Here is a 12520-nt window from a genome sequence, read left to right as displayed (position 1 = left end):
GGGACCACCACCCCTTTCCTTGCCCCCGTGCGCAGATGATGCGTGCGGGGGTAAGTGCGGTGCGGCGGACGGGGGTCAGTGCGGTGCGGCGGACGACAATCTGTGCAGTCGCAGGGCGAGTTGGATCTCCAGTGCGCGGGCCGGGCTCTGCCAGTCGTCCCCGAGCAGCCGGCCCACCCGCTCCAGCCGTTGCGCGACCGTGTTCACATGCACATGCAGATCGTCCTTCGTGCGCGCCGGACTCATGCCGCAGGCGAAGTAGGCGTCGAGGGTGCGGAGGAGATCGGTGCCGCGCCGCTCGTCGTACGCCACGACCCGGCCGATGGTGCGCTCGACGAAGCCCGAGATGTCCCGGTCCCCGGCGAGCAGGAGCCCCAGGAAGCCGAAGTCCTCGGCCGCGGCGCCGTCTCCGGCCCTGCCGAGCAGCCGCAGGGCTTCCAGGCAGCGCTGGCCCTCCGCGTACGCCGCGACCACGGTGTCGGGGCGGGCGGCCAGCTGCTCGACGGGCGCGGAGGCGCCGACGGTGACCCCCTCGGGCACGGCGCTGCCGAGCTCCTTGGCGGTACGGCGGGCCAGGGCCGTCGCGGTGTCGCCGGGCCCGAGGGGCAGCAGCAGGACGGTGCCGCCGTCGCGGGCGGCGGCCAGTCCGTGCCGGGTGGTGGCGAGGTGGGACGCGGCCGACCACAGGCGTCTGCGGGCGGCGGCTTCCTGGTCGGCGTCGGCGGCGGTGACGTCGATCCGGGCGGCCAGGACCACATGGGGGCCGTCGAGGTCGGCGTGCACCCGCGCGGCCCGCTCGCGCAGCAGGCGTGGATCTCGGTCGCGGGCGTCCAGCAGGTCGTCCAACAGCTCGCCGCGGACGCGCTGTTCGGCCTCGGAGGCCGAGCGTCTGGCGAGCAGGAGCAGCGAGGTGACCATCGCGGCACGTTCCAACGTGCGCTGGTCGACCGGGTCGAGGCCCGGATGCCCGCGCAGCACCAGCGCACCGAGCAGCTCGCCTCCGGCGGCCACGGCGGCGACCCAGTCGCCGCCGTGCCGCACGGCGTGGCCCTCGGCCCGGGAGGCCTCCAGGGCGGCACTCGGCGCGTCGCCGGGTTCGGTGAACTCGACGGTCCCGTCGAGGACTTCGGACACGGCGGCGGCCACGTCGTGGACTCCGCCACCGCGCAGCACCAGCTCGGCGAGGCGGTCATGCACGTCCGACGCCCGCTCGATCACCCCGCTCCGGTCGCGGATGATCTCGTTGGCGCGGCCCAGGCGGTCCAGGGCGGACCGGGTCTCCGTCAGCCAGTTCGCCGTGTCGATGGCCGCCGCGGCCAGGGCCGCGAACGAGCCCAGGAGGGCGATCTGCTCCCGCTCGAAGACCCGCGCGCGGCGGTCCGCCGCGAACAGCACGCCGATGACCTGGGGCCCGATCATCAACGGCACGCCGAGAATCGCGACAAGCCCTTCGTCCCGTACCCCGGAGTCGATGGCCTGGGTGTGCTGGAAACGCTCGTCCTTGAAGTAGTCGTCGGTGACATAGGGGCGGGCCGTCTGGGCGACGAGGCCGCCGAGCCCTTCCCCCATGCCGAGCCGCAGCTGCTGGAAGCGGGCGGCGACCGAACCCTCGGTGACCCTCATATAGGTGTCGCCCCTGGCCGCGTCGTTGAGACTCAGGTACGCCACGTCCGTGCCCAGCAGCGACCGGGCTCGCTGCACGATCGCCTGCAGTACGGCGTCGAGGTCGCGCAGGCCCGCCAGATCGTGCGCGGTCTCGAACAGCGCGGAGAGCTCGGCCTCGCGGCGGCGCCGCCCCTCTATCTCCGAGCGCACCCGCAGGGCGAGCAGCTTGGCCTGTTCGAGCGCGGCGACGCGCTCCGGCGGACGGCCCTCGGCGCGGGCGAGCAGCACGGGCTGCTCGTACGCGTCGGCGGACGCGCCTCTGGCCAGGAGTTCCAGAAACGGCGCCTCGGCGCTGTCGGCGGAGTGCTCGGTGGATGGCAGGTGATCGCGGGACATGCTCACAGGATCGCGTATCGGCGGGCCGGCACCGCGGCCCTGTGGATAACTCACGGCTGACTGGGGATCGCCTGTGCGCCGTCTCCGGACCGGCTCTGCGTCCGGTCCGGGTCGGCTGTGTATCGGCTCGGGACCAGACCGGCTCCGATCGGGCGCCAGGCCCAGTGCCTACTCCCCCCAACCCCCACCTCTTGCTCCCGGCTCCGGCCCTGGCTCAGTGGGCCGTCCAACCGCCGTCCAGCGCCAGGGACGTACCGGTGATGAAGGCCGCCTGCGGACCGCACAGATAGGCCACCGCCTCCGCGACCTCCTCCGGCTCGATGAGCCGCTTGATCGCGCTGTCCTGGAGGAGCACCTCGGTGAGTACTCGCTCCCGCGGAATGCCGTGTGTCTCGGCCTGGTCATCGAGCTGCTTCTCGACCAGAGGGGTGCGCACATAGGCGGGGTTCACACAGTTCGAGGTGACTCCATGGGACGCTCCTTCCAGGGCAGCGGTTTTCGAGAGGCCCTCGAGACCATGTTTCGCGGCCACGTACGCCGACTTGAACGCCGAGGCGCGCAGGCCGTGGACCGACGACACATTGATGATTCGGCCCCAGCCCTGCCCGTACATGTGGGGCAGGGCTCCGCGGATGAGCCGGAACGGTGCCTCCAGCATCACGGTCAGCACGGTGTGGAAGACGTCGGGCGGGAACTCCTCGATGGGGCGGACCAGTTGCAGCCCGGCGTTGTTCACGAGGACGTCGGCGCCCGCGGCGGCCTGCTCCGCCGCGTCGAGGTCGGTGAGGTCGAGGACATACGGCTCGACGGTGCCCAGGCCCTGGGCCTGTTCCGCCAGCGTGTCCAGCCCCACCGCGTCCCGGTCGACCGCTCTCACCTTGGCGCCGGCGGCGGCGAGCCGCAGTGCGCAGGCGCGGCCGATACCGCTCGCGGCGCCGGTGACGAGCGCGGTGCGGCCGCCGAGGTCGAGTGCGGGAGTGTGGGAGCCCGGGAGGGCGCTGGGCACGGTCATGCCTCGACCCTAAGCAGCGGCCCTGCCTCCACCGATGTGGTCACCACACACACTTCACTCTCAGGGCATAGGTTCGAACCATGTGGGTGCATCGGACAGTGCCTGCTTGATCCGGAAGAGTGCGTGCTCGCTCAGCTCCGGCAGGGCGTCCACGTCGAACCAGCCGACCTCCAGCGACTCGTCGTCATTGACGCGGGCCTCGCCGCCGACGGCCCGGCACCGGAACGTGGTGTCCATGAACTGGCAGATGTCACCGTTGTGGAAGGTGACCTGCTCACCGGCCCGGACGAGGACGACCCGCTCGACCTCGCAGCGTACGGCGGTCTCCTCGTACACCTCGCGCACAGCGCAGGCCGCGGGCTGCTCGCCCGGATCGGGGATACCGGAGATCAGCGCCCATCGACCGTTGTCCGAGCGCTGTCCCAGCAGCACTCGGCCCTCGTCGTCGAAGACGACGGCGCTCACGCCGGGGAGCCAGAGAAGCTGATGGCCGGCGGAGGCCCGGATCGTGCGGATGAAGTCAGGAGTGCCCATGACTCGACCCTAACGGCCCGGTTCCTTGGCCCCCGGCGATCCGGACTGCCTAGATACCGGCGTTCCGGCGCCCACGCACCACGGTCGCCACGGCCCAGCCGAGGCCGCCCGCAGCGAGCAGCACCAGGGCCATCTCGGGGAGGATTCCCAGCTTCGTGGCCGGGGTCTCGGAGGAGCGCAGCGGGACCTTCTGGACCAGCGAGTCGGCCACGAACATCCCCGTCTTCTGGGTGATCTTCCCGTCCGGCATGATCACGGCACTGACACCGCTCGTCACCGGAACCGTGACGGTGCGGCTGTGCTCCACGGCGCGGACGCGGGACATGGCGAGCTGCTGGTAGGTCATCTCGCTGCGATCGAAGGTCGCGTTGTTGCTGGGCACCGAGATCAGCTGCGCGCCGTCGGTGACGGTGCTGCGCACGGCCCAGTCGAAGGCCGCCTCGTAGCAGGTGGCGAGACCGACCTTGGTGCCGTCCATGGTGAACACGCCCGCCTTGGTGCCGCGGCTGAAGTCCTGGCGCACCATGGTCGTCCAGTTCTTGTTGATGGCTCCCAGGAGCGATCGCATCGGGAGGTACTCGCCGAAGGGCTGGACCTGCCGCTTGTCGTACGTGTCGACCGGGCCCTTGGCCGGGTCCCACAGAATCTGCTCGTTGTAGAGCTTGCCGTCCCGCTCGACGACGCCGCCCACCGAGATGGGGGCGCCGATCGCCTTGGCCGCCGCGTCGATCACGGCGCGTGCGTCGGCGTTCGCGAACGGGTCGATGTCGGAGGAGTTCTCCGGCCACAGCACGAAGTCCGGCTGTGCGACCTTGCCCGCCTTGACCTCGGCGGCCAGCCGTTCGGTCTCCCGCGCGTGGTGGTCGAGGACCGCGCGCCGCTGTGCGTTGAACTCCAGCCCCGCTCGCGGCACATTGCCCTGGATGACCGCGACGGTCGCCGTGCCGTTCTCGGCCTTGTCGCTCACCAGCGTCCGTGCGGCGAGCGCCCCCGCCACGGGAACCGCGACGCTGAGGAGTGCCACCGCGGCGGCCCCTCGCCGGACGGCACGCGTACGGCGGCCTTCGACGACCAGGCGCACGATCTCGTACAGCGCGAAACCGCAGAGCACGACCGCGAAGCCGAGCACAGGGGTGCCGCCCAGCGCGGCGAGCGGCAGGAAGACGCCGTCGGCCTGCCCGAAAGCGATCTTTCCCCAGGGGAAGCCGCCGAACGGCGCACGCGCGCGTGCCGCCTCGCCCGCGATCCACAGCGCGGCCGCCCACACCGGCCACCCGGGCAGCCGGGAGACGAGCGTGATCCCCGCCCCGACGAGCGCGACGAACACCGCCTCCACAGCGACGAGAGCGAGCCACGGCCCCGAACCGACCTCGACACCGGTCCAGACGAGGAGGGGCAGCAGGAACCCGAGGCCGAACAGATAGCCGAGCCCGAGGCCCGCCTTCCACGTGCGGCCGCGCAAGGCCCACCCGAAGACCGCGAAGGCCGGCAGGGCCAGCCACCACAAGGTCCGGGGCGGAAAGCTGACGTACAGCAGCACTCCGGAAAGCGCCGCGGCGGCGGCCGGAACGAGACGCCGTACCCATCCGGCCCCGCGCGAGGCGGCTGCGGCCTGGGGTTCGAGCTGGTCCGGCTCGTCTACGGTGGTTGCGGTGGCGGTCACTCGGGGAGTGTACGGCGCGTGACTTGGGCACCGACAGCACGGTCTCGCCCGCCCCCGTGCGAGACCTGACGAGAGACCCGGCGAGAGACCCGCTGTCCGGTGGTCCGCTCGGCGGGCGTCCCGAGTCGCTCCGCACACATCTGCCGCAACGTTCCTGCGCAACGTGTCCACAAACCGGGGCACCACCCGTTACGGTGTGCCCGAGCCTCTGACGTGCGGCCTGACGCGGCCACGGCGCCCGGGGCCCGTCAAGGTCGGGGGGCGACGGGGTGGGGTCCACGGGGATGACGTCCGCGGCCGACGCGGCGGCAGCGGGCGAAAGACACAGCGCCGCGGACGCCACGGGAGTGATCGCGCTCGCGGCATGCGCCGTCTGGTCGTTGGTCACGGCGGCCGTGCAGGACGGCAGACCCGAGGGCGTACTGCTCGCGGTGCTCGCCGTGGCGGCCGGCTACGCCTCGGGGCGGATCCTGGGGGCACTCCTGCCGGTCGCCGCCCCTTGCGCCGGAGCGCTTGCCGGGCTCACCCTCGCGATCGCCACTCCGGGCCCGCAGATCCTCTTGCCGCTCGGACACACCGGCGCCACGGCCGCCCTGCTGACCCTGGCCACCGGTGGGGCCTGCTGCGCGGCCTGGGCGGCGCGCCCGCCCGCGCTGCGCCTGGCCCTGCGCCTGCTGGCCGCCGCGATCGCGGTGACCGCGGCGGTGCTGGGGTCGACCACTGGATTCGTCACCTGTGCCGGGGTGCTGATGTGTTCGCTCGCCGCCGCCCGTACACGCCATCGCGCTCCGGGACTGGTGGGTCTGGCGCTTGCCGCGGCGCTCGTGGCGGGAGCGACCTGGGCGATGGCCGAGGACGCGCTGCCCGAAGGTCTGACCGCCTCCCTGGAGGGGCGGCTCACCGAGCACCGTGTCCTGCTCTGGCACGACGCGCTCCGCCTCGCCCACCAGAACCCCATGCTGGGTGCGGGGCCAGGGCGTTACGGAGACCTCAGCCCGACGGTCGCGCAGTCGCTGCTGCCTGACGGCAAGCCCCACTCCGCGCCCCTTCAGCAGGCGGCCGAGCAGGGCGTGATCGGGGTGGCGCTGCTCGCGGCGGTGTTCTGCTGGGTCCTGTACGCCTTGTGGCGCTCTCCGCGTCCCACGCCGATCGCGCTGACGGCGGGTGCGGCCCTGACGGCGCTGGCCGCCATCGCGTCGATCGGCAACGCGCTGAGCTTCACCACGGTGACGGTCGGCGCGGGTCTGCTCGCGGGGTTCGCCACGGCGCGGCCGCTGGCCGACGATCAGCCGGAGAACGCCATGGACGCGGTGGAGCGTCTTCGCGGCAGTCGTCAGGAGCCATGAGCGGGACAACAGGACCCATGACCGGGGACAACCTGCACGCGCCTGGCACGGGGTCCTCACCGGCCCGCCGCGAGTCACGCCGATCGAGCCGGCCCGGGTCAGATCGCCGTGCCGGTTTACGCGGTCGGGCTCAGCCGGTCACGAATGATCCGTACCGCCGTCTCGGCGTTGTCCACCGTGATGGTGAACGTATGGCCGTCGCCGAGACGCAGCACCATGCCCTCGCCCCGCCGGACGATGACGGCGGTCCCCTTCTCGGGCCGCCAACGGTAACCCCACCCACCCCACTGACGCGGGGTGACCCGGGGCGCGAAGTCGGCACCGACGACGCTGGAGAGCGGGATACGGCGGCGCGGCAGACCGATGTGGCCGCAGCGCACCTCGACGCAGTCCTTGTCGACCTTCACGGCGACGTGCAGGAACGCGAGCGTGCCGAAGAGAATGAGCAGCCCGGCCGCGATGCATCCGACCACGGACATGGCGAGCGGGGCGGCGCCCGACGTCCAGACGGAGTCGACGGCCAGCTCGATACCGAGCGCCAGGCAGGCGACGCCGGCGAGTGCGGGCAGCCACTGGACGCGGTTGGTCGCGCGACCGGTCCAGATCTCGGGGTGCGAGGTGTCTTCGCCGTGGGGGTGGTCCCTCATGCCATGAGCGTACTCAGGTTCCGCTCCGCGGGCACCGTGTTGCGGAGCGTCACTGCTCCGGCCAGGCGGCAGCCGGACGGAGCGCGCCCCCTCGTGACGGAGCGTGATCGTGCGGTGCATGACCGCCCGTGAACGGCAGCGGTCGTACGCGGAGGGGCCGCGGGTGGCTCGCCGTCAGCGGGCGGGGCTGACCGCATGCAGGAGACGGCCTTCCGCGTAGCTCAGTGCGGTCTCGGGCAGCTCGGCCTCGCGCCCGCTGAGCAGCACCGTGAGGGAACCCTCGGGTGCGGCCTCCGCGGCGGGGTCCGCTCCGATCCTGCGCAGCCCCTGGGCAGCTACAGCCCCGGCAGTTCCGTGCAGGATGAGTGGCGCGGCGCCGGGCTTCTGCACGGCCGCGCGGATGCGCTCGGCGACCAGTTCGTAATTGGTGCAGCCCAGTACGAGCGTCGTCACGTCGTCGGGGGTGAGTGCGGCGGCCGCGGCGACCGCCGCGTCGATCGCCGACTCGTCGGCGTGGTGCACGGCGTCCGCGAGCCCCGGGCACGGCACTTCGGCGACACTCACGCCGTCGGCGAACTCCCGGATGAGACCACGCTGGTAGGGGCTCCCCGTGGTGGCAGGTGTCGCCCAGATCGCGACGGGACCGCCTCCCGCGGCAGCCGGCTTGATCGCCGGGACGGTGCCGATGATCGGCAGGGCCGGTTCGAAACGTGCCCGCAGCTCGGGCAGGGAATGCACGGACGCGGTGTTGCAGGCGACGATCAGGACGTCGGGACCGTGTGCGGCGGCGGCCTCGGCCACGGCCAGGGCGCGCCGCGTGATGTCCTCCGGAGTGCGCGGCCCCCAGGGCATGCCGTCCGGGTCCCAGGAGAGTACGAGATCCGCGTCGGGTCGCAGACGTCGTACCGCGGCTGCGGCGGGCAGCAGGCCGATTCCGGAGTCCATGAGCGCGATCTTCACCCGGCCACGATAGACGATGCCCTCCGGTGGACCGGTCCCGTGGGGCAGACTGCGCCCGTGAGCGCCCTCGTGTGGATTGCCGCCGTATCACTCGCCGCCTGGTTGTGGCTGCTGCTCTGCCAGGGCTTCTTCTGGCGTACGGACATCAGACTGCCGCGCCGCACGGACCCCGCAGACTGGCCCTCGGTCTGCGTCGTCGTGCCGGCCCGCGACGAGGCCCCCGTGCTTCCCGCGAGCCTGCCGTCGCTTCTCGCCCAGGACTATCCCGGGCGGGCGGAGGTCTTCCTCGTCGACGACGCAAGCTCGGACGGCACCGGGCAGCTCGCTCGTGAACTCGCTCGCACGCACGGCGGGCTGCCGCTCACCGTCGCCTCGCCCGGGGAGCCCCCCGCGGGCTGGACGGGCAAACTCTGGGCCGTGCGCCACGGCGTCGCCCTGGCACGCGCGCGTGGACCCGAATATCTGCTGCTGACGGACGCGGACATCGCCCACGCCCCGGACAGCCTGCGCGAGTTGGTGGCGGCGGCGCGCACCGGTGGCTTCGACCTCGTCTCGCAGATGGCCCGGCTGCGTGTGGAGAGCGTGTGGGAGCGGCTGGTGGTGCCCGCGTTCGTCTACTTCTTCGCGCAGCTCTATCCCTTCCGCCGGATCGCGGTGAAGGGCTCGCGGACGGCGGCGGCGGCGGGCGGTTGCGTCCTGCTGCGCGCGGACACCGCCGAGCGGGTGCGGATTCCGGACGCGATCCGGCATGCCGTCATCGACGATGTGGCGCTGGCGCGGGCGGTCAAGCGCGGCGGGGGTCATATCTGGCTGGGGCTCGCCGAGGGGGTGGACAGTGTGCGCCCGTATCCGCGGCTGCACGATCTGTGGCGGATGGTCTCGCGCAGCGCGTACGCCCAACTGCGGCACAACCCCCTGCTGCTCGCCGGCACGGTGCTCGGTCTCGCCGTGGTCTATCTGGTGCCGCCGGTCACGCTCGCCGTCGGCCTCACCGCGGGCCATGGGTGGGCGGCGACGGCCGGAGGGCTCGCGTGGCTGCTGATGACGGCGACGTACGTGCCGATGCTCCGCTACTACCGGCAGCCGCTGTGGCCGGCTCCGCTGCTGCCGGTCACCGCGTTCTTGTACCTCCTCATGACGGTCGATTCCGCGGTGCAGCACTACAGGGGGCGCGGCGCAGCCTGGAAGGGGCGCACTTACGCGCGCCCCGAATCCGCCCTCGACGAGAGCTGATCGTTCACTTCCTGCCGGGGGTCCAGTTCATGCCCCACCCGTAGGCGTAGTCGACGGTGCGCTGCGGGCTCACGCCGCGCTCGGGGACCAGGTAGCGGGCCTCGCGCTGGACGACCAGGTCGCCGCCGTGGTGGGTGATCAGGGCGAGTGCGCAGACGGTCGAGGGCACCGTGCACTCGTCGAGCGAGAAATCGATCGGCGCGCCGTTCAGCGGCTGGAGGGTGACGGTGGCGTGCAGGTCGGCGAAGGAACGCGCTCCTTCGTAGATGGTCACGAAGATGAGGATGCGCCGGAAGCTCTGCTTGTGGTCGAGGTTGATGGTCAGGTTCTCGCCACTGGCCACCGCGCCGGTGCGGTCGTCGCCGTCGAGGTGGATGTACGGCGGCTGGTGCAGCGCCCCGAAGGCGTTGCCGAGCGCCTGGACGACTCCCTTGCGGCCGTCGGACAGCTCGTACAGGGCGCACAGGTCGAGGTCCAGGTCCGCGTGCGTCGCGACGGCCCGGCCCCGCTTGCTGCCCCACCCCGAGAACTGCTTGCGCACCTGCCAGTTGAGGTTCACGCGCATCGCACCGGAGGTGCCGCCCTGTTTGGCCAGCGAGACCGAGGGGGCCTCCTTGGTCAGCGTGACCTTGGACAGACGCACCGGAGCCGGCGGGGCCGCGGGCGGCGGCGCCATCGGGGGCGGAGGCATCGTCACGGGCGGGGCGACCGGGGGAGGCATCGTGACGTGTGGAGCGACCGGTGGGGGCATGGTCACGGGGGGAGCCACGGGCGGCGGGCCCTGCACGCGGGTGCCGGGCGCCGGAGGTGCGGGGGGCGGCGGTGCCGCATGCTGCGGCTCGTCCACCGTGATCCCGTAGTCCGTGGCGAGCCCCTCGAGGCCGCTGCTGTAGCCCTGTCCCACGGCACGGAACTTCCAGGCGCCCTGGCGCCGGTAGAACTCGCCGAGCACGAAGGCGGTCTCCACGGTCGCGTCGGCGCTGTCGAATCGCGCCACCTCCGCGCCCCGCCGCGCGTCGACGACCCGGATGTAAAGGCCCGGCACCCGCCCGAAGGTGCCACCGTCGGCGGAGGCGGCCAGCACCACGGACTCGATCGCGGGCTCCACGCTCGCGAGGTCGACGAGCAGTGTGTCGGTCACCTGGCCGCCGGCGTCCCGCTTGCCCTCGTGCCGTACGGCGCCGGAGGAGTGCGCCGGCTGGTTGTAGAAGACGAAGTCGCCGTCCGAACGGACCTTTCCGGACACCAGCAGCAGCGCGGAGGCATCCGCGTCGGGTACTCCGGGTCCTGAACTCCATCCCAATTCGACGCGCAGTGCGGTCGTCGGGACGGGAACATTCGATCCCTTAGGCATGGACATGTACGCCCCCATCACGTGTCTCCGCGCCGAGTCGCGCCCCAAGCAGGCCGCCGGCCCCGTTCCCGCCAAACCTAATGCCCCGACCCACTGAACTCCCATGACCCGCACAGGAAGATCCGTGGTCAACCGCCGGTAACCCGTCAGGAACTCGGCCTTTACACGATCTGAACGCTCCTTGGCGTCCTTTTTTGCCGAGTTCGCTCGCATTGGGGATCCCGCGTCACTGCCGACACGGAAAACAACCCTCTTATCGGTCTCCCCAACCAGCACATCGTGGGCTTAACTTATGTGCCATGACCTCCCCCCGCTCCACCTATGGCGGCGGTTACTACTCCGCGCCGTCCTTCTTCCCGGACACCCCGATCTACGACTCTCTCGTCGCCGAGCGGGGTACCCCCCAGATCGCTCCGATCCGGGTTCCCGCCGCTTACGACACGGGCAGTCATCTGCCCGCCCTCCCCTCGGCGCTTCCCGCCCTGCCGGCCGGACCCTCCCACCAGGTTCCTTCGTACGGCTACCCGCAGGCCCAGCAGCCCGCACCCCTGCAGCAGGCCCCCGCGCCGTACATCCCGCAGCAGGCGGGCGGACCGCGCGGTTACCCGGGCGCCCAGCCCCAGCAGCAGCGTCCGATGGCGACCGGCACGGGCTACGAGGCGATGCGCCCCGCGGCTCCCCGTCCCGCGCCGGCTCCCTACCAGGATCCGTACAACGGTCAGCAGTACCGCGGCTACTGAGTCCTTCGCGCCGGTATGTCGGTGCCACCTGGCACCATGGCGGTCATGGGGAACGCGGAGCTGCACTCGATCCATGTCCATCCGGTCAAGGCGTTCCGGGGCCAGTCGCCCCGGGAGGCCGTGGTGGAGCCCTGGGGGCTGGCCGGTGACCGACGCTGGGTACTGATCGACGACGGGGGAAAGGTCGTCACGCAACGCCAGCAACCACGGCTGGCACTGGCCGCCGCCGAGCTGTTGCCCGGCGGCGGTATACAGCTGTCCGCACCAGGCCGTGCGCCGGTGAGCATTCCCGTGCCCGAGCCGATCGGCACGACGACGGTGGACATCTTCGGCGACAAGGTGGAGGCCGTCCTCGCCGACGCCGCCGCGCATGCCTGGTGCAGCGACTATCTGGGTGCCGAGGTCCACCTCGTCCACATGGACGATCCCGCGAGGCGCCGGCCCGTCGACCCCGACTTCGCGCGACCGGGCGAGACCGTGAGCTTCGCCGACGGCTATCCGCTGCTCGTCACCACGCTCGCCTCGCTGGACGCCCTCAACGCCTTGATCGCTCAGGGCGATCACGCCCATGAGGGTCCGCTCCCGATGAACCGTTTCCGGCCGAACGCGGTCGTGTCCGGTGCGGCCGCCTGGGCCGAGGACGACTGGTCCCGGATCGCCATCGGCGAGGTCACCTTCCGGGTCGCCAAGATGTGCGGCCGGTGCGTGGTGACCACCACCGACCAGAGCACCGCCGAGCGCGGCAAGGAGCCCCTGCGCACGCTCGGGCGCCACCGTCGCGTCGGAAACCAACTGATCTTCGGGCAGAACCTGGTGCCCGAGTCCCCCGGCACCCTGCGCGTCGGCGATCCGGTCACCGTCCTCGAATAACCCGCGCGATCGAGTTCCGTGAAAGAGCGCGCAAGGTGGGAACCCGGGCCCCGGACACGATCGTTGAGTCGTCGTGAGAAGTTCATGAGAGGCCCATGGGGAAGGGTGATTTCGCTCTCTCTTCCCCGGGCTCTCGCGTGAAGGGCTCCGCTGCGGGTTA

The 12520-nt window shown here is 71.8% G+C and carries 11 protein-coding genes; 4 read left to right on the top strand and 7 right to left on the bottom strand.

All coding sequences use genetic code 11. From position 1 onward, the window contains the following. Positions 1 to 75 precede the first annotated feature (75 nt). The 4 genes from ACFVXA_RS00335 to lnt form a co-directional block, all read right to left on the bottom strand. Positions 76 to 2001: a helix-turn-helix domain-containing protein gene (locus tag ACFVXA_RS00335; protein ID WP_389744524.1), complete on the bottom strand. Its 1926-nt coding sequence runs from the start codon at positions 1999 to 2001 to the stop codon at positions 76 to 78. Between the two features lie 214 nt (positions 2002 to 2215). After that, positions 2216 to 3013, bottom strand: a complete 798-nt coding sequence (locus ACFVXA_RS00330) for a 3-hydroxybutyrate dehydrogenase (protein ID WP_390023216.1) — start codon at positions 3011 to 3013, stop codon at positions 2216 to 2218. Positions 3014 to 3073: 60 nt separating this feature from the next. Further along, on the bottom strand, positions 3074 to 3547 hold the full coding sequence (locus ACFVXA_RS00325) for an NUDIX domain-containing protein (RefSeq protein ID WP_383735443.1): 474 nt from the start codon (positions 3545 to 3547) through the stop codon (positions 3074 to 3076). 49 nt (positions 3548 to 3596) lie between these two features. Next, positions 3597 to 5210: an apolipoprotein N-acyltransferase gene (gene lnt / locus ACFVXA_RS00320; RefSeq protein WP_362015745.1), complete on the bottom strand. Its 1614-nt coding sequence runs from the start codon at positions 5208 to 5210 to the stop codon at positions 3597 to 3599. A 284-nt stretch (positions 5211 to 5494) separates the two neighbouring features. On the opposite strand from lnt, the gene ACFVXA_RS00315 reads away from it, so the two are divergent. Beyond that, positions 5495 to 6556: an O-antigen ligase family protein gene (locus ACFVXA_RS00315; RefSeq protein ID WP_390023213.1), complete on the top strand. Its 1062-nt coding sequence runs from the start codon at positions 5495 to 5497 to the stop codon at positions 6554 to 6556. 116 nt (positions 6557 to 6672) lie between these two features. Here the strand turns inward: ACFVXA_RS00315 and ACFVXA_RS00310 are convergent, their stop codons facing one another. Both ACFVXA_RS00310 and ACFVXA_RS00305 read right to left on the bottom strand, forming a co-directional pair. Beyond that, the gene (locus ACFVXA_RS00310; RefSeq protein WP_362015740.1) at positions 6673 to 7203 is read right to left on the bottom strand and encodes a hypothetical protein; all 531 of its coding nucleotides are present in this window, start codon (positions 7201 to 7203) and stop codon (positions 6673 to 6675) included. A 174-nt stretch (positions 7204 to 7377) separates the two neighbouring features. Then, positions 7378 to 8163: a glutamate racemase gene (locus ACFVXA_RS00305; protein WP_389752617.1), complete on the bottom strand. Its 786-nt coding sequence runs from the start codon at positions 8161 to 8163 to the stop codon at positions 7378 to 7380. Between the two features lie 57 nt (positions 8164 to 8220). On the opposite strand from ACFVXA_RS00305, the gene ACFVXA_RS00300 reads away from it, so the two are divergent. After that, positions 8221 to 9396, top strand: a complete 1176-nt coding sequence (locus tag ACFVXA_RS00300; RefSeq protein WP_390023211.1) for a glycosyltransferase — start codon at positions 8221 to 8223, stop codon at positions 9394 to 9396. A gap of 4 nt (positions 9397 to 9400) precedes the next feature. On the opposite strand, the gene ACFVXA_RS00295 is transcribed toward ACFVXA_RS00300, so the two are convergent. After that, positions 9401 to 10756 (bottom strand): TerD family protein, encoded by a 1356-nt coding sequence (locus ACFVXA_RS00295; protein WP_389752615.1) that lies wholly within the window; start codon positions 10754 to 10756, stop codon positions 9401 to 9403. A gap of 293 nt (positions 10757 to 11049) precedes the next feature. Between ACFVXA_RS00295 and ACFVXA_RS00290 the strand changes: the two genes are divergently transcribed. Together ACFVXA_RS00290 and ACFVXA_RS00285 are read left to right on the top strand one after the other, a co-directional pair. Next, the gene (locus ACFVXA_RS00290) at positions 11050 to 11490 is read left to right on the top strand and encodes a DUF6643 family protein (RefSeq protein ID WP_362015729.1); all 441 of its coding nucleotides are present in this window, start codon (positions 11050 to 11052) and stop codon (positions 11488 to 11490) included. Positions 11491 to 11535: 45 nt separating this feature from the next. Beyond that, positions 11536 to 12360, top strand: a complete 825-nt coding sequence (locus ACFVXA_RS00285) for an MOSC domain-containing protein (RefSeq protein ID WP_383735453.1) — start codon at positions 11536 to 11538, stop codon at positions 12358 to 12360. Positions 12361 to 12520 lie beyond the last annotated feature (160 nt).

This window comes from Streptomyces sp. NPDC058246, assembly GCF_042881985.1.
In the GTDB taxonomy this organism is placed as follows: Bacteria; Actinomycetota; Actinomycetes; order Streptomycetales; family Streptomycetaceae; genus Streptomyces.
The sequence above is the reverse complement of the archived record's forward strand: the minus strand, read 5'-3'. Positions and strand labels throughout refer to the sequence as shown.

Bases quoted from the DNA above. Each gene is read 5' to 3' on its own strand.
- ACFVXA_RS00335 (WP_389744524.1), bottom strand. From the start codon at position 2,001: ATGTCCCGCGATCACCTGCCATCCACCGAGCACTCCGCCGACAGCGCC.
- ACFVXA_RS00310 (WP_362015740.1), bottom strand. From the start codon at position 7,203: ATGAGGGACCACCCCCACGGCGAAGACACCTCGCACCCCGAGATCTGG.
- ACFVXA_RS00285 (WP_383735453.1), top strand. From the start codon at position 11,536: ATGGGGAACGCGGAGCTGCACTCGATCCATGTCCATCCGGTCAAGGCG.
- ACFVXA_RS00325 (WP_383735443.1), bottom strand. From the start codon at position 3,547: ATGGGCACTCCTGACTTCATCCGCACGATCCGGGCCTCCGCCGGCCAT.
- ACFVXA_RS00290 (WP_362015729.1), top strand. From the start codon at position 11,050: ATGACCTCCCCCCGCTCCACCTATGGCGGCGGTTACTACTCCGCGCCG.
- ACFVXA_RS00295 (WP_389752615.1), bottom strand. From the start codon at position 10,756: ATGTCCATGCCTAAGGGATCGAATGTTCCCGTCCCGACGACCGCACTG.
- ACFVXA_RS00330 (WP_390023216.1), bottom strand. From the start codon at position 3,013: ATGACCGTGCCCAGCGCCCTCCCGGGCTCCCACACTCCCGCACTCGAC.
- ACFVXA_RS00315 (WP_390023213.1), top strand. From the start codon at position 5,495: ATGACGTCCGCGGCCGACGCGGCGGCAGCGGGCGAAAGACACAGCGCC.